General features: G+C 71.1%; 20 protein-coding genes and 1 pseudogene. 6 read left to right on the top strand and 15 right to left on the bottom strand.

Going from position 1 to position 21,070, the window contains the following annotated elements:
• Positions 1-60 precede the first annotated feature (60 nt).
• The 6 genes from OG622_RS43070 to OG622_RS43045 all read right to left on the bottom strand — a co-directional run bounded on the left by OG622_RS43070 (position 61) and on the right by OG622_RS43045 (position 5,679).
• The gene (locus OG622_RS43070) at positions 61-648 is read right to left on the bottom strand and encodes a hypothetical protein (protein WP_371582294.1); all 588 of its coding nucleotides are present in this window, start codon (positions 646-648) and stop codon (positions 61-63) included.
• Positions 649-711: 63 nt separating this feature from the next.
• Entirely contained in the window at positions 712-2,277 is a 1,566-nt protein-coding gene (locus OG622_RS43065) for an AAA family ATPase (RefSeq protein ID WP_371582292.1), read from the bottom strand.
• Positions 2,278-2,299: 22 nt separating this feature from the next.
• Positions 2,300-2,854, bottom strand: coding sequence for a hypothetical protein (locus OG622_RS43060; protein WP_371582291.1), 555 nt, complete (start codon positions 2,852-2,854; stop codon positions 2,300-2,302).
• Positions 2,851-3,201, bottom strand: coding sequence for a hypothetical protein (locus tag OG622_RS43055; RefSeq protein ID WP_371582290.1), 351 nt, complete (start codon positions 3,199-3,201; stop codon positions 2,851-2,853). The genes OG622_RS43060 and OG622_RS43055 overlap by 4 nt, the downstream gene beginning before the upstream one ends.
• 75 nt (positions 3,202-3,276) lie before the next feature.
• Positions 3,277-5,061 (bottom strand): hypothetical protein, encoded by a 1,785-nt coding sequence (locus tag OG622_RS43050; RefSeq protein WP_371582289.1) that lies wholly within the window; start codon positions 5,059-5,061, stop codon positions 3,277-3,279.
• A gap of 150 nt (positions 5,062-5,211) precedes the next feature.
• A complete protein-coding gene (locus OG622_RS43045; RefSeq protein ID WP_371582288.1) occupies positions 5,212-5,679 on the bottom strand; it encodes a hypothetical protein in 468 nt (155 codons plus the stop codon).
• An 866-nt stretch (positions 5,680-6,545) separates the two neighbouring features.
• Between OG622_RS43045 and OG622_RS43040 the strand changes: the two genes are divergently transcribed.
• The 3 genes and pseudogenes from OG622_RS43040 to OG622_RS43030 all read left to right on the top strand — a co-directional run bounded on the left by OG622_RS43040 (position 6,546) and on the right by OG622_RS43030 (position 9,928).
• Positions 6,546-7,097: a hypothetical protein gene (locus tag OG622_RS43040; RefSeq protein ID WP_371582287.1), complete on the top strand. Its 552-nt coding sequence runs from the start codon at positions 6,546-6,548 to the stop codon at positions 7,095-7,097.
• Positions 7,098-7,207: 110 nt separating this feature from the next.
• Positions 7,208-7,991, top strand: a pseudogene (locus tag OG622_RS43035) (transposase); the annotation flags it as partial.
• An 80-nt stretch (positions 7,992-8,071) separates the two neighbouring features.
• Positions 8,072-9,928: a zinc ribbon domain-containing protein gene (locus OG622_RS43030; protein WP_371582286.1), complete on the top strand. Its 1,857-nt coding sequence runs from the start codon at positions 8,072-8,074 to the stop codon at positions 9,926-9,928.
• A gap of 154 nt (positions 9,929-10,082) precedes the next feature.
• On the opposite strand, the gene OG622_RS43025 is transcribed toward OG622_RS43030, so the two are convergent.
• A complete protein-coding gene (locus OG622_RS43025; protein WP_371582285.1) occupies positions 10,083-10,688 on the bottom strand; it encodes a hypothetical protein in 606 nt (201 codons plus the stop codon).
• A 1,034-nt stretch (positions 10,689-11,722) separates the two neighbouring features.
• On the opposite strand from OG622_RS43025, the gene OG622_RS43020 reads away from it, so the two are divergent.
• Positions 11,723-11,887, top strand: a complete 165-nt coding sequence (locus OG622_RS43020; RefSeq protein WP_371582284.1) for a hypothetical protein — start codon at positions 11,723-11,725, stop codon at positions 11,885-11,887.
• Positions 11,888-11,996: 109 nt separating this feature from the next.
• On the opposite strand, the gene OG622_RS43015 is transcribed toward OG622_RS43020, so the two are convergent.
• On the bottom strand, positions 11,997-12,560 hold the full coding sequence (locus OG622_RS43015; protein WP_371582283.1) for a hemerythrin domain-containing protein: 564 nt from the start codon (positions 12,558-12,560) through the stop codon (positions 11,997-11,999).
• Between the two features lie 271 nt (positions 12,561-12,831).
• On the opposite strand from OG622_RS43015, the gene OG622_RS43010 reads away from it, so the two are divergent.
• Positions 12,832-14,526, top strand: coding sequence for a dolichyl-phosphate-mannose--protein mannosyltransferase (locus OG622_RS43010; protein ID WP_371582282.1), 1,695 nt, complete (start codon positions 12,832-12,834; stop codon positions 14,524-14,526).
• Between the two features lie 29 nt (positions 14,527-14,555).
• Here the strand turns inward: OG622_RS43010 and OG622_RS43005 are convergent, their stop codons facing one another.
• The 7 genes from OG622_RS43005 to OG622_RS42975 form a co-directional block, all read right to left on the bottom strand.
• Entirely contained in the window at positions 14,556-15,134 is a 579-nt protein-coding gene (locus OG622_RS43005; protein WP_371584403.1) for a hypothetical protein, read from the bottom strand.
• 50 nt (positions 15,135-15,184) lie between these two features.
• Positions 15,185-16,564 carry a hypothetical protein gene (locus OG622_RS43000; RefSeq protein WP_371582280.1) on the bottom strand — a complete coding sequence of 460 codons (1,380 nt, stop codon included), beginning with the start codon at positions 16,562-16,564 and terminating at the stop codon, positions 15,185-15,187.
• Complete coding sequence (locus OG622_RS42995; protein ID WP_371582279.1) at positions 16,561-17,394, bottom strand: ABC transporter ATP-binding protein; 834 nt, start codon at positions 17,392-17,394, stop codon at positions 16,561-16,563. Before OG622_RS42995 ends, OG622_RS43000 begins: the two co-directional genes overlap by 4 nt.
• The gene (locus OG622_RS42990; protein ID WP_371582278.1) at positions 17,391-18,227 is read right to left on the bottom strand and encodes a zf-HC2 domain-containing protein; all 837 of its coding nucleotides are present in this window, start codon (positions 18,225-18,227) and stop codon (positions 17,391-17,393) included. Before OG622_RS42990 ends, OG622_RS42995 begins: the two co-directional genes overlap by 4 nt.
• Complete coding sequence (locus OG622_RS42985; RefSeq protein WP_371582277.1) at positions 18,224-18,784, bottom strand: RNA polymerase sigma factor; 561 nt, start codon at positions 18,782-18,784, stop codon at positions 18,224-18,226. The genes OG622_RS42990 and OG622_RS42985 overlap by 4 nt, the downstream gene beginning before the upstream one ends.
• A 90-nt stretch (positions 18,785-18,874) precedes the next feature.
• On the bottom strand, positions 18,875-19,492 hold the full coding sequence (locus OG622_RS42980) for a dihydrofolate reductase family protein (protein ID WP_371582276.1): 618 nt from the start codon (positions 19,490-19,492) through the stop codon (positions 18,875-18,877).
• Between the two features lie 95 nt (positions 19,493-19,587).
• On the bottom strand, positions 19,588-20,076 hold the full coding sequence (locus tag OG622_RS42975; RefSeq protein ID WP_371582274.1) for a DUF5709 domain-containing protein: 489 nt from the start codon (positions 20,074-20,076) through the stop codon (positions 19,588-19,590).
• 229 nt (positions 20,077-20,305) lie between these two features.
• Here OG622_RS42975 and OG622_RS42970 point away from each other — a divergent pair, with 229 nt between their 5' ends.
• Positions 20,306-21,070 (top strand): IclR family transcriptional regulator, encoded by a 765-nt coding sequence (locus tag OG622_RS42970; RefSeq protein ID WP_371582273.1) that lies wholly within the window; start codon positions 20,306-20,308, stop codon positions 21,068-21,070.

The following is a 21,070-nucleotide window of genomic DNA, read 5'->3' as shown; positions in this document are numbered from 1 at the left end:
CACTGCCGGGCCCCGGCCGGGCCTCCCGCTCGCCGAGGCCCGTCATCAGTCCGGGGCTCGTCATGAACCGAGGTCGTCGACTCCCAGGTCGCGGCGCATGGTGTGGCGCATGTCCGAGAGCAGCGTCCACGCCGTGCGCAGTTCCGGCTCGAACGCGTCCAGCGCCGGGCTGTCCACGGACGGCCCGGCGAGGGCCTTCTTGAGGGTGCCGTATCCCGTGTTGAGCCGTCGGCTGACGGCGCCGGCGGAAGCGAGCACGGCCGTCGGCACGATCATCTGGGCCTCGGCGTAGCTCTCCCGGTGGGCGGAGCGGCGCTCGTCCAGCTGTTGCAGACACGCATCGACCCCGGTGCCCTCCTTCAGCGCGTGCCACAGGTTGACCTGGGCGGTCTGGTACTGCCGGGCGGCGGTGTTGAGCGCGATACAGCAGGCACGGCGGAGATCCAGCAGTTCGCGTCCGCGGGCGGCCGACAGCTCGGCCTGGCGCACCCGTTCGGCGTGCTCACGCTCCTCGCGCTGCTGCCGGGCCAGCGCCTCAAGTTCCAGGCGCTTGGTGCGGTCGGCCCGGCTCTGCGTCAGCAGCGCGGCACCCAGCGTGCCCACGACTCCGACCGAGGCGACCATCAGAGCCACCCACGCGTCCCCCACACCCCGCACCTCCGCCCTACTCTGCCCCGCTCTGCCCCGCCCTGCCGGACGCGTCATCGACTCTCAGTCCCCGAGGACGACCACCCTTCGGGGCGTGCCCGCGCCGGCCGTGGTGGGGGAGGCGGCGGACCGTCCTGCGGGTACCGCGCGTTCCCGGCCCCAGGCGCGGATCTCCTCGATCTGTTCGGGGTTGCTGCGGCTGAGGGGTGCCGTGTTGGCGAACGTGTCCTCGACGAACGAGGGATCGAGGCGCTCCGCCCCGCCGCCCAGCAGGACCTCGGCGCCGACGTCGTGGAGGGCGGACTCGATGTCGGAGCCCGCGAAGCCCTCGGAGAGATCCACGAGGCGGTCGACCTGGTCCGGATGGGGTTCGGTTTTCACATAACGCCGGTAGTAGAGGGCGATGATCTCCCTGCGGTCCTGGTCGTCCGGCAGGTCCACGAAGAACAGTTCGTCGAACCGCCCCTTGCGCAGCAGTTCGGGCGGCAGACTGCGCACGTCGTTGGCTGTCGCGACCACGAAGACCCGGGAGTCCGACTCCTGCAGCCAGAACAGGAACTGCCCGATGATGCGCTGCTGGACGCCGGAGCTGTCGTGCGCGCCGGCCAGTCCCTTCTCGATCTCGTCGATCCACAGGATGCACGGGGCGACCCGGTCGGCGGCGTCGAGCGCCTCCCGCATCCGTCCCTCGGACTCACCCAGGTAGCGGCCGTGGATGCTGGCCATGTCCAGCCGATAGAGGGGCAGTTGCCACTGTTGGGCGATGGCCTTCGCCGACAGGGACTTGCCGCAGCCGGGGACACCGACAAGCAGGACACCTCGGGGCGGGCGCAGTTGGGTGCCCCGCAGGTCGGTGTGGATGAGCCGGTGTTTGCGCTCCAGCCACCCGCGCAGGTTGCTGAGTCCGCCGACGGAGTAGTCGACGTCCTTGCGGGCGACGCGTTCGAGGCCGGCGAGGTTGTTGAAGATGCGGTCCTTGGAACTGGCGAGGGCCAGCACGTCGGCGGCTTCCACCGATCCCTTGGCGATGAGCGTGGCCAGGAGGTTCACCGCTTCGCCCTCGGTCACCCCCTGGAGGAACTCGGCGGCCCGGCGGGCGTCGTGCTCGGTCCAGGCGATGGCGACCATGCCCCGGTGGTCGCCGAGGAAGCCGCTGATGGTCTCGTACATCTCGTCGGCGTTCGGCAGGTCCAACTGCAGGCTCATGCCGAGTCGTTGCAGGCCGCTCCAGATCGGGTTGTCCGTGATGAGGACGACGCATCCGGCGTGGGTGTCGGCGATCCTGGCGAGTTCGGCGACGTTACGGGTGAAGGGTGTGTCGGACTCCAGCTCCCCGGGGTCGACCAGGACGAGGGTGGCGTGCGGGCGGGCGCTGAACTGGGCGGCGGCGAAGTCCATGGCACCGGTCAGCGAACGGTCGTCGAGCACGGCCGATCCCGACCGCAGGTCGCGCAGACCGGTGGCTCTGGTGTGGATCCAGAACTGCTGACCGGCGCGCCTCGGTTGGGTCGCGACCTCTTTGAGCATGCGCAGGGCGCGGGCCTGTTCGATGGTGCGCAGTCCGACGACGGGCACCCGCGCGGTGAGGTAGTTGTCCAGGTCACGCTTGCTGTCGGAGTAGTTCGACATGGTGGGCTCTTTCGTGATGCCGTCAGTCGGGGGTGACGATGCGACGTCCGCCGGTCGGCTCGTACCAGCCGACGGGGGGCGGGGCGGATGGCTCGGACAGCACGGCGGTGAGGGGGTTGTCGCGCAGGGTCCGGCGCCGGGTCTCGACGGCGTGGGGGTCCGCGCCGTCCGCGAGCAGGGACCGCACGCCCCGTTCGAGTTCCTCCTGGAGCCGGTGGGTGTGGTCGTCCATGAGGCTCGCCATGCGTCGGCGGAAGTCGGCGGGCAGGCTCGTGTGGGTGATGACGGAGCGAACGGAGCGCAGTACGTCGCGGCCGCGGGTGAGGGCCCGTCCGACGGAGAACTCGTCGGAGGCGTCGTTCACCTCACGGACCATCACGTCGAGTCCGCTCTGCAGCCGCCGGTCGACGGCGGCGGCGATGCGTGCCAGCAGCCGCTGCCAGATGTCGGCGGGCAGGTCGTCGGCGGACAGCGGCGGCAGGTGGACGGGGCCGGCCTGTTCGCCCTCGGCCCACCGGTCCAGGGTCCGGGCCCAGACCTGGTAGTCGCTGTCGCCTCCCCACCGGGCGCGGTTCACAGGTCCCTCGGCGGGCGACGCACGCGTTGTTCACCGGGCGGCAGGGGGTCCCAGGCCGGGAGGTCGGACACGGTCTGCCGCAGCCGTCTGGTGACGGCGGGATCAGGGGCGGGCCGCCCCGGCGGCTGCGACGTGGCCGAGGCCCAGGGGGCGGGCGTGACCATCGGTGCCGCCGGCACCGCCGGAGATACGGGTGCCGGGGCGGTGTCGGCGTCCCGCTGGCCGGGTAGGGCGGGAGGCTGTTCCGGCCTGGGGGGCGCCGCGAACGACCGCAGGTGCTCCGGGATCTCGGGCCTGAGCCAGGGGGGCGTCGAATCGGGCGAGAAGGAGGCGAGATCGTCGCTCATGGTCGTTTCCTCTCGGTCGTCTCAGTCATCTCGGTCTTCTCGGTTGTCTCTGCCGTCTCAGTCGTCTCGGTCGTCTCAGTCGTCGGCGCCGACGACGCGGCCCTCGAAGGGGGACGGTGCGTTGGTGGCGGTGTTCAGGGAGGCGATGAAGTAGCGGGCCTCGGCCTCCACGAAGTCGGCCGCCCAGTAATGCTGTTGCCAGTCGGTGAGTTCGGCGTGGGCGCCCCGGAGTTGGTTGACAGCCTCCTCCATGTGGCGCCCGAGCAGTTGGCGAGCCTGCTCCTGCGCGGTGCGGCCGGCTTCGGCGCGGTTGTAGAGGACGACGCCCCAGATCCCTCCGACGGCGATCGCCGCGAGGAACGCGAACCCGACGTTGACCCCGAGGAAGATCATGAGGATCGCGGTGACCGTGGCGCCGAGGAGGGCGAGCGGGGATCTGTAGTCGTAGGCGAGGGGCTTGACGTACATCTCGACGTAACTGTTCCAGTGCCGGGTCAGCGACGCCTCCAGGTCCGGCAGGTCGTCGGTGAGCGGCTTGGTCCAGGTCGTGAGCTTGAAGCGCTTGGTCCCGTGGCTGACGCCGTAGGTGTTGGGGAGGGAGATCTCGATCTTGGGGGGCATGGCGGCCCGGTAGTCGCGGCTGAACCCGGCGTGCGCCTGCGCGAACCACTCCTGGCACGACGCCACGGCCAGCCGCTGTGCCGCGGGCGAGGCGCCCACAGCCGCGGGGTCGAGGGCCGCGACCGACTGCACGCTCAGGTAGTTGCGTGTCTCGTCGAGCGCCTCGGCCCGCATGTCCGCTTCCTTCCGCGCGGCCTCCTCGTCCCCCTCGTGACGCACGATGGCCTGGTTGAGAAGCAGTTCGCGCTGCAGGGGGAGCTCCTCCTCGTCCGAGTTGCGGACCAGGTTGTCGAGGATGTCGTCGACCGTGTCCTCCAGGTTGTGGGCCGGGAGGATCTCGCTCTCCATGAGCGTGCGGAACCGGGCCAGGAGTGCCTCGTGGGCGCGGGCGCGGGCGAGGACGTCGTCCAGCAACGGCCACTGGGGGCTCACTTCGGCCAGGCGCGGGAAGTCGTCGGCGGCCGACGGGGCACGCATGGAGTCGATCTCCTGACGCCAGCGCCCCGCCTGGGCCGCGCGTACGGCGTCGTCGTCCAGCAGGCGCTGCCGCCAGTCCTCCAGGGTCCGGCTGAGCAGTTGACGTCCCTGGGGTCCGAAGGCGCCCTGGGAGACGCACTCCAGGATGACCTGGAACTCGCGGCCGAGCACGCGGGGGTCCTGACCCTCCAGATAGTGCCGCAGCCAGCGGACGGAGGCCTCCTGACGCCCCTGCCTGCGGAGGATCAGCGCGAAGAAGAGGGACGTCTTGGCCGTCGAGCGCCGGAAGGCTTCTTCCACCGCCCGCGTGCACAGGGCCTCGTCGTCACCTGCCCAGGCCGCCAGCCCGACGAGGGCGGGGGCCAGCCAGTAGCGCGGCGTCTGGATCATCAGCTCTTCGCTGACCTGCCGCACCGTCTCCTCCTGGACGAGCCCGGTGTCGAACGCCTGGAGGATGCCGGTCGCGGTACGGCGGACCACCTTGTGGTGGCCGTACTTGTGCTCGACCTCGTCGTTGATCCGGACGATACGGGTCTCCGCGCGCTGGGCGGCGGCGATGCGTTCGGTTCTCCCGACGTGGTCCAGGAATTTCTCGAAGAGCAGTTCCAGGCGGTCCTTCGTCTGCGCCTGCACGGCTCTGACGTCCCGGACCTCACTGTCCACCTGCTCGATCTGGCCGCCGAGCGAGCGGACGGAGCGGTCCAGTTGCCGCTCCAGGTTGTTGAGGCTGCTGAGGATCGGGCCGATGTTGATCTCGGTCACGCGGGTCTCCGTTCCGTGCCGTGCGGGGCCGTGCCGTGCCGTGCGGGGCCGTGCCATGCCGTTCCGTGCCGAACCGTGCGGCGCCATGCCGTGGTGGATGCCGTGGGTGCCGCCCGTGCCGTGGTGTTCGTGTGGCCGCGGTTCGCCGCCTCAGGGCCTGACGACACTGCCGTCGGGCAGCACGGGCAGGACCAGTCCGTCCGCGTACACCTCGACGAAGGCGTACGCGCCCGAACGGGCCAGCATGCGGGCGGCGTCGAACGGCGGCGGCATCACGTCGTGTGCCGCGCAGTGCTCCAGGATGCGCCCGTCGAGGCCGAGCCGATGGTCCACGTAGGGGGAGCCGAGCAGGCACTGCGCGACGAAGCCCACGGGGACCGGCGCTCCCCGGCCGGCGTACTGCTCGTGCAGCCAGCAGGCGATGTCCTGGACGGCCGCGTCGTCCACCGCGGCGTCCAACCGGCGGAGCCGCCCCAGGAGTTCCTGCGTCCGGGTGGCGAACTGCTGCCGGGTGCTGACGGGCCCGGGCGGCTGTGGCACGGCGATGCGCATGCCGTCGGGTGCGACGGACGTGCCCGGAGGCACGACGATGCGGCGAGGCCGCTCAACGGATCCCATGAATGCCCCCTGCCGAACATGGACCGCCATGCGTCTCGTCGGTGACGCGCGGTATCCGAAGGTTATTGACGCCCCCTCAGCAGCGCCGAAGTTGAGCGATATCTATCGACAATGACCGTTTACTACCCGGATAAGTACCGGATAACAACCGGGCACCGCCCCGGCAGGGGCACGGCTATCCGCGTACGACGGGCACACCGCGTTCCACGGTGTGCCCGCGGACGGCGGTGAGGGCCTCGTGCTGGTCGGCGACGAGCCCTGGCCGAGGACAGGGCGAAGAGGTTCTGCTCGTCGAGGTGGACCCCCGCGCGTGCGGCACGGCACGGCATGGCGAGCGCGGCGGCCGTGCTCCCGAAGCGGACCTCGGCCACCCGATCGCCCGCGCCAGTGCACCGGGATGCCGGTGCCCACCGTGGGAGAGGAGGGCCGGTAGCCGTGCTCGGTGGGCGAGAAGACCCGCTGGACGGACCCGGCCTGACCGGGCAGCGGCGACCTGGTCGTCCGGGGGCCAAGACGTTGGGGACAGACACCGCGCACGTGCGGGATGTCCTCTCCCGGGTCGGGATCCCCGTCCCCGACGTGCGGATGAAAGGCCGGGCGTGAGCACGACGGGCATGTCTTCGGACGAGCAAAATCAGTGGGTGAAGACCGCGCACACCATGGCCGATGACGCCGAGTTGAACACCGCGCTGATCACTCCATCTCACTCCTCTCGGCGTACATGCGTGGCGATGGAACGCTGCCCACACCCACGCTTCGCGAACGACGTGAGAGCGCAGAACGGAAGCCCGGCAGGATCTGTAGACGCTGCACAGCAGTTGACGGGATCAGCCCCACGGGGTTGGTCCCGTCGGCATGATGGCGCCGTGGATCACGTGACGCTGGCCCTGTGGGGGCTGAACAAGGAATACACCGTTGCGCTCGTGGGCTTGTCGGGGGCGCTCATCGGCTCACTGGTGGCCTTTCTGACGATGCGGTATCAGGTGGGACGCCAGGAGAAGGAGCAACAGCTCGACCATGCCACCAAGGAGGCAGGACAGGCACTGCTGAAGCTCCTGCGCCTCTTCCGGCAGAGCGGCACAAGGGCCGGATGGGAAGACGAGATGACGGACCAGTTGGACGTCCTGAAGCTCACGACGCCCCTCTTCCACAGCGAGGAGCTGAGGAAGCGTCTGAACGCGACCGTCGATATCGTGGCGAACTGGCACTTTGTGGTCTTCGACGGCCCCAACCTCGATGAGTACGAGGACTCTTCCCCGAGGATCCGCCAGGTCCTCCAGCACGCCATCGACTGCCTGGGGGCGGTCCGCAGGGGCGCGCGTCAGATCCCAGACGAGACGGACGCCTTCAGGAGCGCCTGGAGCAACATCGACGCCTACTGGGACTACATGGGCGCAAATGACCGACCCCCGTCATGACGTCCGTCAGCCAAGTGCTGGCAATCTGAATCATCTTGACCGCATGATCGCGATCAACAGGACCACTGTGTCCGCATGCAGGCCCCGACTCCTCCGGAGACCGGGGCCTGGGTGACCCGGAGGTTCTGGTCGTGCTGGATGCGGCATACGACGCTCCACGCATTGCCCACCTGCTGGCGGGGCTGCCCGTCGAGATCGTCGGGAGGCTCCGTTCGGACCGCGTGATGCGGCGGCCGACACCGCTGCGGGTCTACGACCCCAAGGGCGGCCGGCCGCCCAAGTACGGCGGCGAGCTCGTCTTCGGCGACCCGGCGACCCGGCGACCCGGGGCACCGAACAGGCCGTGACGGCCACGGGCACCCCGCTCTATGGGAAGGCGACCGCGCAGGCGTGAGACCGGCTGCACCCGCGCCTGACCCGCCGGGCCGCACGGCTTGACCACGACGGCCCGCTGCCCATCATCGAGGGCACCGTCATCCGGCTGGCCGTGGAGAAGCTGCCCAGCGGCGGGGTCAACAAGCCGGTATGGCTGAGGTGATCGGGCACCGGTGCGAGCGAAGCGGATGTCGACCGCTGCTGGCAGTCCTTCCTCCGACGCTTCGACATCGAGCACACCTTTCGCCTGTTCAAGCAGACACTCGGCTGGACCAAACCTCGGCGCCGCGACTCGGAAGCGGCCGACTGGTGAACATGGTTGGTGATCGCCGCCTATGCCCAGCTCCGACTCGCCCGCCCACTGGCCACCGACCTGCGGCGGCCTTGCGAAAGGCCGGCCGAACCGAACAGATGACACCCGCCCGCGTCCGCAGAGGCTCGCGTATTTCCTTAGGTATCCGTAGCGATTCGTCATCCGCCTGCGTCATGCCGTGTGCTCGGTGTCGGTGTCGTATGTGAGTGCGTGGATCGAATGCGTGACCTTCCGCGGGGGGTGTCGTTGACCGGATGACAGCATCGCGGACGGGAAGGGGGTATCGGTGAGCCGGAAACTGCCGCTCGCCGGGGGCGAGACCCCCCGTACCGCCTGTGCCCGCGGTCTGCTGCGTACCGGCGTGGAGGAGAAGAGCGGCGAACTCCTGCCCGCTGCCGTGCTGGCCGAGAGGGTGGGCTGGGCTGCCGATCTGGTGTCGGGCATGGTCGCCGCGCTGCTGGCCGGGCACTGGAACGCCGCCTGTGTGGACGTGCTGGCCGCCGGTGAGGACGCCACAGGCCGCCCGCTGCCGTCGAACGCCTGGATGGCCCTGCGCCGCCTGGGCTGGACGGTCGGCCCGGCCGGGGGCATCCGGGTCAATGACCGCATCGTGCGCATCGCCCAGGAGGCGGCCGGGCGCACGCTGCGTGCGGCGAAGTGGCGCGCCGACCTCACCACCGCGGTCCTCGCGACCTGGCCCGCCGACCCCGTCAGGCGCACCCCCAAGGAGTGGGACCGGGTGCGTGCGGCGGTGCCCGGCGGGGAGTACCTGCCGTCCAGCGTCATCAAGGGCCGGACCCGGCAGATCACCGCGTTCGTCAAGCAGCACGGCCGGATGCCGGTGAACGTGTTCGAGGTGGAGGCCGCGCCCCGCATCGCACGGATGCTGCTGCTGTCCGCCTGCGACCAGCAGCAGGCCACCCTCGAACGCGCCGACGAGCCGGGCCGGGCGCTGCTGCGGCTGCAACTGCCCACCCGCCCGGACCCGCGGTCCTATGCGGACTGGACGTGGGTGGCCTGCCCCGTCAAGCTGCCGCCGACGGTCCCCGGATGCGCGGTGCTGCACCTGCCCACCCTGCGCATCCACCGGGGCACCGTGCGGGCCGACCTCGCCTACACCCACGCCGTCCCCAGGACACAGCGGACCGGGCATACGGTCGCGCTCGGCGTGGACTGGGGACTCAATACCCTGCTGTCCGCTGGGGCCGCCCGGCTGCACGCCGACGGAACCATCACCGCCCTCGGCGGCGGCATGTTCCGGGCCGCCGGGGTCTTGGCGAAACAGCACCGGCTGCGCCGCCAGGGCGAGCAGCTGCACACCAAGGCCGGTCACTACCAGCGGCTCATCGCCGAAGACGAACAGCACGCCCTGACGGCCAGGCACCAGGTCCTGGCCGAGGAGATCCGGCACGTGTCCGGGCGCCGGTCGAACCTCAACGACGCCCTGGCCCGGGCTGGTGCACGGTGGGCTGTCGATCAGGCTCTCGCCGCCGGCGCGAGCCTGATCTACGTGGAGGACCTGCGCTCGATGGAGGCCCGGGGCATGGGCCGCACGATGAACACCCGGCTCTCCCAGGCCGTGCGCGGGCAGATCGTGGACCGGATGCGGCACCTGGCCGCCGAGACCGGTATCGCTGTGGTCACCGTCCCGGCCCGCAACACCTCCAGGCACTGCCCGCAGTGCCTGGAGGTGTTGCGGCACCGCAAGGCCCCCGACCGGCCCACCATTGCGGGCTGGAAGTGGGCCCTGTGCGGCTCCTGCGGCTGGCAGGGCGACCGCGATGCGGGCGCCTGGAAGCGCATCGCCGCCCGCGGCCTGACTCACCAGACCAAGACCGTCACCGACCGCACCACCGGTGCCATGGCCATCCGCACCGTGACCGACAAACTCGAAGCGGGCGCGGTCATCACACCCGCGCCGAAGACCAGCCGGACGGACCGGTCCAAGACCGGACCCACCCGGCACCGCACCACACGTCCGACGCCCAGGCGACGCCGGACACCCTCCCCCACCGGCCCTTCGGGTCCGGCGGGCCAGCGTCCGGAGGGACACTCCCCCACTCTCGACTTCGCTCGAGCGGGGGGACCCCCATCACGGACCGCAGACGGCTGCCCCGCGCAGCCGACCGGCACCAGGGCGTGACGACGATCAGCACACCCACCAACCGGCATCGGCCACGAGGGACAGCACTGGGCGCGGGCTTCCACCTGCACGCCCACGCCACCCCTCCACAGTGGGCAGACCCCATACCGGACACCACGTCCGACATGGGATCACTAAGCTGATCAGAGACGCTTCAGAAACCTTCACGCGAAGACCGGGTCACCAGCCGGTGCACCGAAACCGTCCCGGCCCGGACCAGATCGGCCCCCGGGTTCGAAGAACCGCCGCCAAGCCGCCCGTGCTCGCGCACATAGCCGCTCACCTGCCGGGTACGGTTACGGATCTCGGCGTTGCCGACACCTGCGGGCAGCGCGGCCCGCAGCGCCGTCCACTCCGCCGCGGTGCGCCGGCGCGGATCGGCGGGCCAGGCGGCCAGGATCGCCGCGATCAGGGTGCGCCGGTGCAGGGCCAGCCGCAGCATGCGGGCCGCGTACTCCTGCGCCGCCCGCCGCACCCGGTCCGACACATACACGCCTCCAGCCGCCGCGGCGCTCTGCGCCCAGCCCAGACGCCGCAGCGCCATCCACCCCTTGGACGGCAACCGCTCGCCCTGCCCGTCAACCCCGGCGGCCAGCACATCCAGACAGTCCACGTCCCACCGGGCAGCCACCAGCTGCCGAGTGAGATCCCCGCACAGCCCGGTCAGGAACGACACCCGCTGATGCAGCAGACGTGCCCCGACCTGCTCATCACTGCCCTCGACCATGCCACGGAAGGCGGTACATGGAGCTGTCGCCATCAACCGGCCCACACCCACCACCCCCTCCCACACGGCTCCGCACCGGGCACACCCCGTATCCGATCGACCTAACGACCGACCATCACACAAAGACACGCACCCCTGTGCCACCACCCGATTCACACAGGAAACCGCCAACAAAACCACCAACAGTCGAAGACCCTCCCCGGCACGTCCCGACCGACCGCCTGCGCGTCCTCATAGCGGCGTACGAGGACGAGATGGGCACGTGCTTCCGGTGCTCCCGTCGCCGTGCCCAGGTGACCCGCTTCGGCGAGATGGGCCTGCAGCGGCCCCGGGGGGTGACGCGCATACTCTCCCGGCTCCAGCCGATCGCCGACCTGGAGAAGAATCGCGTTCACCGAGGTCAGCGAGCTGGTCGGCTGGCTGCCGGACTCGCACGCGGCGGTCGCTTTCTCCAGCGCCCGCACGCCCGCACGCCCGCTGGAGCAGTCCGTCGCCACCCGTCATGGGATCGGTGTGGCCATGGGCATCCTCCACCTCTGCGAGGAGGAGGCGTTCGGCGCGAGCGGGGCTGTCTCTGACGATGGCGAGGCACGGAGTGGCAGAAGACGGCTCCTCCGGCACGTGGTCAGAACCAGAGAAGCCTGGCCGGGCCGACCCCCAGGGGAACGCCGTCGAACTCGACCTGCACACCAAGTCCCCCCGCCTTGGCTGTCCACACCTCACAAGCCCGACGACCGGGCCGTGACACGTCGGCCGTCGGCCCGCTCATTCCGTCGGCCCGCTCATTCCGCCGGTTCGTCCGTGCCGAAGAGGTACCCGCAGAGCGCACAGATCGCTGTCCCACACCCGGAGACGCCATGAAAGCCCTGGTCATCGACTGCACGCTCGAATAAGCCCTCCGAGCCCTCCACACCGGGGCCCTGGCCGGCTGTGAGGGTAACCGTCTGTGACCGCCGTTTGAGCCCTCGGTCGCCGGGAACCCGGTTGGGCGCACACGAAGAAGCTGAAGAAGCTGTCGCAGAAGCCGTGGAAGAAGCGGTTCGGGTCCGGAAAGAAGATGAGATGTCGTGAGCACGCACACCGTCGAGAAACTCGTCGTCCGCGAGAGCGGCTGGGCCAAGGCCCGGCACCGGCGCGGGAAGGGTGTGCGCATGTGCCTTCCCGCCCTCACGTGCGACAGCGGCTCCCGCACGGCGGAGACGGATTCGAACATCGTCAGGGGTGACGACTGACCCTCGATCCGCGGGCGGCCACGGGCGAAGGGCCGGCAGAGACGAGCGAAGCTCTCCCTGCCGGCCCTTCGCCCGTCCGGTCCGATCGGGCCCTGTCCGGTACGAGGTGTCAGTCGTCCTTTCCCCGGCCGGTCAGCGCGTCGCGCATGCGGTCGACGAGGCCCATGCCGGGGGCGAGCAGCTTGTTGGCCGGAGGGGTGTCCGGGGCCGACGGGTGGGGCCGGGTCGGGGCCGTCTGCTTGGCCCTGCGGACCTTCTCGCCGAGGCTGTTCAGGGTGTCGGCCGAACAGGACGCGCGCAGCCGGGGGAAGAGGTTGTTCTCCTCGTCCTGGATATGGGACCTGATCTCGGTCATCAGCTGGGCGATCAGCAGGTCGAAGTCCGGGTGGTCGGGCTCGCACCCCTCCAGGGCCTTCATGGTGCGCTCGGCCTCGGCGTGGTCCTCCAGTTCCCGGTCGGCGATCACGTCACCGTCCGGAATGTGCTTTCGGACCGCCGGGTAGAGGTACGCCTCCTCGGCCACCGAGTGACGCACCAGTTCGATGGTGACCTTGTCCACGCAGTCCTTGCGCCGGGGGTCCCCGGAGGGCAGCGCCTCGATCTCGCCGAACATCTCCTCCACCTCCCCGTGGTCCGTGGTCAGTTCGGCGATGACGTCTCCACCGTGTCCCATGTCCTTCGCTCCTCTCCTGAGTACAACGCTTCCGCATCTGTACCCGTCGGCCCTGTCGGCCTTTCGGCGCGACGCCGAGTACCCGCGAACGGCCCAGCCACGCAGTTCTCCGACATGGGTGACCTCCGGGTTCACGTGTCGTGCTCCGGGTGGGCGTCAGGCAGCCGATCGTCTTCGGGGTGGCCCTGCTAGCCTCCGGGCGCACCCCGGACTCGGCCGGACGATCACCGGCACCGCACCGCCCGCGATCTCAAAGGACTTCTTCACCGCGATGCTCCACGGCACCCGTTCGACGACGGCGCCCATCGGCTGGAACGACCGTCTGCGCCTGTTCGGGTACGCCGGACGCCCCCGGAGCGACATCCGTGAACGTCTGGTCCCGCCCTTCCCGGAGCCGGAAACCGGGCTCTGGGAGCGCGCGGGGCTCGGCCCGGTGGCGGCGTACCGCGTCGTGAAGGCGATGGAGTGGCTGGGGCCGCTGCTCGTCGCGGTGTTGGCCGGAACGATTCGCTTCTGGCGTCTCGACCGGCCGCACGAACTCGCCTTCGACGAGACCTACTACGCCAAGGACGCCTGGTCGCTGCTGCGGCTCGGCTACGAGGGCACCTGGCCGGACCGTAAGGTCGCCGACCCGCAGGTCCTGGGCGACCCCCAGGTGATCCCGCTCTCCGACACCGGGAACTTCGTCGCGCATCCGCCGACGGGCAAATGGGTGATCGCCGTCGGTGAGTGGATGTTCGGCCTCGACCCGTTCGGCTGGCGCTTCATGACGGCCGTGCTGGGCACGCTGTCGGTGCTGATGCTGTGCCGCATCGGACGGCGTCTGTTCCGTTCGACGTTCCTGGGCTGTCTGGCCGGCGCGCTGATGGCCGTGGACGGCCTGCACTACGTGATGAGCCGCACCGCTCTGCTCGACCTCGTCGTCATGTTCTTCGTACTGGCGGCCTTCGGGTGCCTGCTGATCGACCGGGACCACGCGCGGGCCCGGCTCGCGGCGGCGTTGCCGGTGGGCGGCGACGGGCACGTCGGCCCGGACGGAGACACCGGCGACCGGGCCGGGACGGGATGGCGGCCATGGCGGCTCGCGGCCGGCCTCTGCCTGGGTCTGGCCGCCTCGACCAAGTGGAACGGCCTGTACTTCCTGGCCTTCTTCATGGTCCTGACCGTGTTGTGGGACGTCGGCGCCCGCCGCGTCGCGGGGGCACGCCACCCGTACCGGGCGGTGCTCCGCAAGGACCTCGGCCGGTCGGTGCTGTCCGTCGTCCCGGTCGCCGTGGTGACCTATGTGGCGACGTGGACCGGCTGGTTCCTGTCCGACGACGGCTACGGGCGGCACTGGGCGGACGGCCGTGGCGGCGCCTGGTCGTGGATACCGGCACCGCTCCGCAGCCTGTGGCACTACGAGTACGGCGTCTACCAGTTCAACGTGGGACTGGACACGTTCCACAAGTACGAGTCCAATCCGTGGAGTTGGCTGGTTCTCGGCCGTCCCGTGCTGTTCTCCTACCAGTCACCCGAACCCGGGGAGGCCGGCTGCCACGCGCTCACCGGCTGCTCGCAGGCGCTCCTCGCCCTGGGTACACCGATGCTGTGGTGGTCGGCGTGCTGCGCCCTGGTGTATCTGCTCTTCCGGTGGGCCCTGCGCCGCGACTGGCGCGCGGGCGCCGTCCTGTGCGCCGTGGGCGCGGGTTATCTGCCGTGGTTCCTGTACCAGGACCGCACGATCTTCTCGTTCTACGCCGTCGTCTTCGTGCCGTACCTGTGTCTGGCCGTGGCGATGACGCTGGGGGCGCTGCTGGGCCCGCCGGGCGTGAGCGCCGAACGCCGCACTCGGGGAGCGGTGGCGGCGGGCACGCTCGTCCTGCTCATCGCCTGGAACTTCATCTACTTCTTCCCGGTCTACACGGGGAGCACGATCCCGTATCCCGACTGGCAGACCCGCATGTGGCTCGACACCTGGATCTAGACCGCCACCAGGCCACCACGGATGTTGCGCTACCGTCGCGGGCCCGCGAGGGCGTAGGCCGTCGTGCCGGTGACCGCGAGGGTCAGGGCCGTCCAGGTGGCCGTCGGGGTGCCGGACGGCAGCAGCATCCAGGTGGCCGTCTGCATGGGCACACTCGTCGGGGGCGGGGCAAAGACCGAGAAGGACAGCCAGGCGATCGGCAGGGTCCACGCGTACTGCGCCCCGCACACCACCGCCCCGAGCGCGACGAGTCCCGTCAGCCCCGCGCTGTCCCGGACGACGAACGCGGTCGCGGCCAGGTCCTCGCCCCCCGTCGTCTGCACCGCGAGGAGCGCGGCGCAGACGACGGTGCCGATGAGCAGTACGTGTGCCGCCCTGCGGGGCCGCCAGCTGATCGCGGCGGTGCGGTCCAGCGCGAGGTCCTGCCCGCCGAGCCCGATCGATGCCGCCGTCACCCCCGCGACGAGGACGAACACGGGCACCTTCAAATCGCCCGGTCCCCCGCCGCCGTCCCGGGCGAGTGCCCACACCGCCACCGTGCTGATCACCACCGTGGCTAGCGACGCGGGCACCTGCCGGGAGCGCGCGTACAGCGTCAGCCATCTCACCGGCGGGTACAGCGTCAGCCATCTCACCGGCGCGTGCAGCGTCAGCCGTCTCATCGGCCCGAACCGCCGTCCAGTATGGCGAGCGGGTCGCCCGCGCAGGGAACGGCGGCGGTGTGCGCCGCCTTGACGCGTGCGACCTGTTCGGACCACGGCAGCGCCTTGAGTTCCTTCCACACCGGGCGGGCCGTCTTGAGCTGGTCGCTCGACGTGTGCATGGCGCCGCTGAACGGCTTGAGGTCCCCGAGGACCCAGCCCGCCGCGACGCTCTGCCCGGCGATCTCGCTGAGCATGCCGCTCTCGTTCGCGCTGCGGCCGGAGCAGATCGGCGCCATGCCCTGGGCGAGCAGGGCCCGGGTCAGCTCCTCGCCGTTCGCGTCGGCGATCACGCTGTCGTCGAAGTCGAAGAGCACGGCCGAACGGGACCGCTCCGGCGGGTCGAAGATCCCCCGTGGGGCGGTGCTCTCCCGGACGGACGTCGGTGCCTCGCCGCCGAGGACGCCCCGCAGGAGGCCGAGCGCCTTCTTCCCGGGGCCCGCGAGGTCGGCGAGGCGGTCCTGATGCACCTTCGCCACGCACACCGGGCCGTCGCACACCTGGGCCGCGGTGGCCTCGTCGACGACGTACGTCCGGCGCGGGTCGGTGGGAAGGAGGAGCAGGGCGATCGCCGCGCCCGCCAGGACGGGTGCCAGGGCGAGCAGGCGGGCGCGCGGGGTCGCGGCGGCCAGCAGCGCGAAGCCGGTGGCGGCCATGCCGAGCAGCCAGACCGTCTGCCCCAGGTGCACGGGGGCGGAGAGCGTGAGGAACACGTCGCGTACCTCGTCCACCACCGGTGACAGCAGCGCGACCCGGGTCGGTACCGTGGCCGTCGCCACCCCCGATTCCGTCGACACCCGCAGCAGGTTGACGAACACGAAGGCGGCCACGGCCAGCGTGGGCGGGATCAGCGGGGAGGGGAGGATTCGCCCGATCCCCATGCCGAGGACGGCTCCCGCGACAAGGGCCAGCCCGCCGACGAGCGAGATCGGCAGCCAGCCGAGGTGCGTGTACCGGGTGTCGCCGAGCACCTGGACCGCGCCCAGCACGACGACGAGCGCGAAGGCCGAGGCCAGCGTGATCGCCGTCGCGCCCGCGGTCGTGGCCGCGCGGTGCCGGGCCGGTCGCGGTGTGCTCGTCAGCAGCTCGGCCATCCTCGAACGGTGGTCACGCAGCCCCTGGAGGGCCCCGAGCGCCATGCCGAGCGGCCACAGGAAGACCAGCAGGAACCGGGTCCACAGGGCCATGGACGTCCACTGGGTCGTCCACAGCGCGGTGCCCTTCCACCACGGCCCGCTCAGCAGGTACAGGAACGCCGGGGCGGTCGTCAGGACCACGACACCGGCCCATGGCGCGACGGAACGTCGCAACTCGATGCACAGGACACGTACGTTCACCAGGTGCCCCTCTCCTGCTCAGGGTTGAGGAGCAGCGCCGAGTAGCCGCGCTCCAGCGGGCTGTCGCCCACGTGCTCGGGTCCGCCCGCCGCGGCCAGCTCGTCCGGGGTGCCCTGGAAGACCAGCCGGCCCTCGGCGAAGAGCACCACGTCGGTGCAGGCGGCGGCGACGTCCTCCACCAGATGTGTCGAGACGACCACGCAGGTGTCCGTGCCCAGCTCCAGCAACAGCTCGCGGAAGCGCAGCCGTTGGGCCGGGTCCAGGCCGACCGTCGGCTCGTCGAGGAGCAGGATCGCCGGGTCGTTGACGATGGCCTGGGCGATCCCGACGCGCCGCACCATGCCGCCCGACAGGGCCTTCATCCGCTCGTCGGCACGGTCCGCGAGGCCGACCCGTTCGACCGCCCGCTGCACCGCCGCGGGGATGTCCGCCTTGGGAACCTCCTTCAGCCAGGCCATGTACTCGACGAACTCGCGTACCGTGAAACGCTTGTAGTAGCCGAACTCCTGCGGCAGATAGCCGATCCGGCGGCGCAACGCCCGGTGTTCCCCCAGGCCTCCCGCAGGCTCGCCGAGCAGTTCCAGGGTGCCCTCGGCGGGCCGCAGCACAGTGGCCAGCGCCCGGATGAGGGTGGTCTTGCCGGCCCCGTTGGGTCCGAGCAGGCCGTGCACGCCGGTGCCCATGGACAGGTCGAGGCCGTCGACGGCCATCCGTTTCCTGCCGACTCTCACCTTCAGCCCCGTGGCCCGGATCTCCCAGGCGTAGGGCGTCGGCGCGAGGTCGGCCGCGCTCACCGCGGACATCAAGTGGTGTTCCTTCCGGTCGGTCATCGATGGGCTCCCAGCACGGCGTACGCGCCCCTGCGGGCGATCACGACACCGATGCCGAGAGTGAGGATCAGCCCCCAGACGGGCAGACCGTCCGTCTGCAGGGCGAAGGGCGGGCGGCTGGTGGCCAGGGTCGGCGCCACGACCACGGCGGCCCACACCGCGACCAGCGCGACAGCGGCGCGGGTCACGCCGACGACTCCGCCGAGCGCCAGGGTCGTCGAGGTGAACGCCAGACAGGGCAGCAGCCACTGCGCGGCCGTCACCCCCGTCACCCAACCGCCGGCCATCAGCGCGGGGATCACGACGGCGAGCACGGCCGTGGTGCGCCGCAGCACCAGGGGAAGCCCGGCCCTGGGCACGGAGGCCGTCAGCTCGTACGCCGGGTCCAGGCCGCGTGACCAGGACGCCGCGACGCCGAGCACGGGCAGGACGGGGGCGAGCAGCAGCACCAGTGGCACCTGGCCGGGGCCGGAGCCGTGCCCCGTGCCGGTGTCGGCGACGTCGAGCAACAGCGCGAGCAGCGTCACGCTCATGACCATGGCCAGCCACGGCACCATGGTGGGCGTCAGCCACCTCGACACCTGCGCCGACCAGCGCCGGCGGCGGGGCATCGTGGGGGTGGCGGCCAGCCGGGGTTCGAGGTCGGACCAGACGGTGCCGACCAGTGTTGCCACGGCGGGCGCGTGCGCCGTGGAGGCGGCCGACAGCCGGTCCCGGCAGATCCGGCACGCCTCCAGATGGGCCTCCAGGGCCCACACCTCGTCGGCGCCGATGTCCGTGTCGCCGCGCACGTAACCGTCGATGATCCGCGTCGACGCGTGTTCCACGCTCATGCCAGGGCCCTCCGCATCTCGGTCCGGGCCCGGCGGGCGCGGGTCTTGACCGTGCCCTCGGGCACGCCGAGCAGGACCGAGGTCTCCCGGACGGACAGTCCGTCGAGCACCATGGCCTGCAGTACCTGTCTGAGTTCGGGCGCGAGGCGCCGCAGCGCGTCGCCGACGTCACCACCGACGGTGGCCGCGAGCGCCTCGTCCTCGGCGGCGGGCACCATCGGCTGCCCGGCGGCCGCGGGCGGCGGCTCGGCGTGGTGGGCCCTGCGGCGGAACGCGTCGACGAGACGGCGGGCCGCGATGGTCCACAGCCAGCCGACGGCGGTGCCGCCGACCGCGGCCCCGGCGAACGCGCCCGCCGCGCGCCACACCGCCAGATACGTCTCCTGCATGACCTCGGCCACGATCTGCTCGTCGGCGCAGCGGCGCCGCAACCGCACCGCCAGCCACGGCGCGGTGCGCCGGTACAGCTCCTCGAACGCCGCGCGGTCGCCTCTGGCCACGAGCCGGACGAGGCGCTCCTCGTCCGGCTCTGCCGGTGCTTTCCTGACTGATCTCACACCGGCTAGACGCGGCGCCCGGCCGACGGGTTTTCCATCAGACGTGATCCCCGTCACGTCGCTGTCGCGCACCGGTGACGGGCGGGGTGTTCACCTCCTGAAGCGGTACTTCAGGTGGGTGGCGAGAGGGGTGTCGACCACCTGGACCGGTTCGAGGTCGCGGCGCCCCGTGCCCAGGTCGTCGAAGAGCCGCAGCCCCGCTCCGAGGAGCACGGGCACGACGTGCAGGTGCAGCTCGTCGATGAGCCCCTCCCGGAGGTACTGCCGCACCGTGCTCGCCCCGCCGGCGATGTCGACGTTCCGCTCCCCCGCCGCGGCCCTCGCCCGGTCGAGAGCGCTGTGGATGCCGTCGGTGACGAAGGTGAAGGTGGTGCCGCCCTCCTTGACCAGGGTCGGCCGGGGCCGGTGGGTGAGCACGAAGACCGGGGTCCGGAACGGCGGGTCGGCGCCCCAGAACTCCTCGCCGGTGTCGTACATCATCCGGCCCATGACCACGGCGCCGGTGGCGTCGAACCACTCGCGCATCAGCTCGGAGTCACGGTTCTCCTCCCCGCCGGTCATGCCCTGGCGCTCCCGCCAGCTCGCCAGCCCGTGGATCCACTCGAAGAGCGGCTCGGCGCCGTCGCCTCCCGGGTTGTCGAGGGCGACGTCGGTGCCGGCGACGTATCCGTCGAGGGAGATGGCCATATCCGCGGTCACGGTCACCATGGGTGCTCCTGAAGTCCTGGGACGTACTGCCTACACCCTCACGTCGATCGGGAACCGCCGCATTCGACATGACCGGGGTGCGCCGCCGGGACTTGTCAGTCCTCCCGTTCGTCCGGCCGGGGCAGTCGGTCGTCGGGGACGACGTGCATCGCCGCCTCCTCCGCGCCCGCCGCTCCGCCGTCGATGCCCTCGTCCTCGGCGACGAGTTCCTTGGTCGTGTCCGTTCGCGCGCCCTCGTCCGGGGCGACCAGACGGCCGGCTCGGGCCGAACCGGCCTCCGGGTCGAGGGGTTCGCCCTCGCCACCCGGCAGGTCGCCGATACCGTCCCCGGCCGGCACCTCCACGTCGGGCACCTCCTGCCGCAGCCTGTCGTCCAGCGACTCCCCCTCGTGCTGCTCGGCCACTGTGGTGCCGCTCCTGGTGACGCCCAGGGGCTTCTCCGGGGGCGAGTAGCCCTCGTCCAGGATCTCGTCGTACGTACGCTCGTCGAGGGCGTCCTGGAGATCCAGCGGGGAGGCGTCCTCCTGCTCCTCGTTGCCACCCGTGGGCTGGTGGGCGTCGTCCGCCATGCTCTGGTCACTCATGATCGCCTCCGGGACGGTCGGCTGGTTCCTGTTCCCGTGCGGAGTACCGAGTTCCCCGGGTGTGACACTTCTGCCGCCGCGACCGCCCAGGCACTCGGGCACTCGGGCACTCGGGCACTCGGGCGACCATGAATCAGAGCCCTGATCGTCCCGCCCGTGACGGGGGTGGCAAGCTCCGCCCGGCCCGGCGGAGCTTGCCCGCGCCGGGCGCCCGGCGCACGCTGGTCGTATGGCTGCGCACGACGATCCCGGCCCCACACTCATCACGTCCGTGCAGCGGGCCTTCCGCCTGCTGGAGGCGGTGAGCGCGCACGAGAACGGCGCGCCGGCGAAGCAGCTGGCACGCGAGACGGGGCTGCCCCTGGCCACCGCCTACCACCTGCTGCGGACCCTGGTCCACGACGGATACCTGCGGAAGCTGGGCGACGGCGGGTTCGTCCTGGGCGACAAGGTGCAGGCGCTGCACACCACCGGGCGGGGCCAGGCGCTGCTCAGCCGGGTCCGTCCGACGCTCGCCGCACTGCGGGACGAGCTGACCAGCGCCGCCTACCTCACCTTCTACGAGGACGGTGAGATCCGCGTCGCCGAGATCGTGGACAGCCCCCGGGCACCCCGGGTCGATCTCTGGGTGGGGTTCGAGGACGCCGGGCACGCCACCGCGCTGGGCAAGTCGGTGCTGCGCGAGCTGGACGAGGAGTCCCGCAGGGACTATCTCTCCCGGCACCAGCTGGCCGATCTCACCCCGAAAACCATCACCGACGCGCCGGAGCTGCTCCGGCGGCTGGACTCCTCCCCCGAGGCGCCGGCCGTCACGGACCTGGAGGAGTACGCCCTCGGGACGGTCTGCATCGCGGTGCCCGTGTACAGCGGGGACACGCTCGGCTCGCTCGGCGTCTCGCTGCGGTCGGACCGGCTCTCCCGGCTGGAGGAGGTCCGGGCGCGGCTGCTCCCGGTCGCGAACCGCGTGACCAGGGGCCTGTCACTCACTATCTGA

The organism is Streptomyces sp. NBC_01314 (assembly GCF_041435215.1).
Lineage (GTDB): Bacteria > Actinomycetota > Actinomycetes > Streptomycetales > Streptomycetaceae > Streptomyces.
Note: the sequence above shows the minus strand (reverse complement) of the source record. Positions and strands in the feature narration are given on the sequence as shown.

Bases quoted from the DNA above. Each gene is read 5' to 3' on its own strand.
- OG622_RS43010 (WP_371582282.1), top strand. From the start codon at position 12,832: ATGCTCCACGGCACCCGTTCGACGACGGCGCCCATCGGCTGGAACGAC.
- OG622_RS42970 (WP_371582273.1), top strand. From the start codon at position 20,306: ATGGCTGCGCACGACGATCCCGGCCCCACACTCATCACGTCCGTGCAG.
- OG622_RS42990 (WP_371582278.1), bottom strand. From the start codon at position 18,227: ATGAGCGTGGAACACGCGTCGACGCGGATCATCGACGGTTACGTGCGC.
- OG622_RS42980 (WP_371582276.1), bottom strand. From the start codon at position 19,492: ATGGTGACCGTGACCGCGGATATGGCCATCTCCCTCGACGGATACGTC.
- OG622_RS43045 (WP_371582288.1), bottom strand. From the start codon at position 5,679: ATGGGATCCGTTGAGCGGCCTCGCCGCATCGTCGTGCCTCCGGGCACG.
- OG622_RS43015 (WP_371582283.1), bottom strand. From the start codon at position 12,560: ATGGGACACGGTGGAGACGTCATCGCCGAACTGACCACGGACCACGGG.
- OG622_RS43055 (WP_371582290.1), bottom strand. From the start codon at position 3,201: ATGAGCGACGATCTCGCCTCCTTCTCGCCCGATTCGACGCCCCCCTGG.
- OG622_RS42995 (WP_371582279.1), bottom strand. From the start codon at position 17,394: ATGACCGACCGGAAGGAACACCACTTGATGTCCGCGGTGAGCGCGGCC.
- OG622_RS43025 (WP_371582285.1), bottom strand. From the start codon at position 10,688: ATGGCGACAGCTCCATGTACCGCCTTCCGTGGCATGGTCGAGGGCAGT.
- OG622_RS43065 (WP_371582292.1), bottom strand. From the start codon at position 2,277: ATGTCGAACTACTCCGACAGCAAGCGTGACCTGGACAACTACCTCACC.
- OG622_RS42975 (WP_371582274.1), bottom strand. From the start codon at position 20,076: ATGAGTGACCAGAGCATGGCGGACGACGCCCACCAGCCCACGGGTGGC.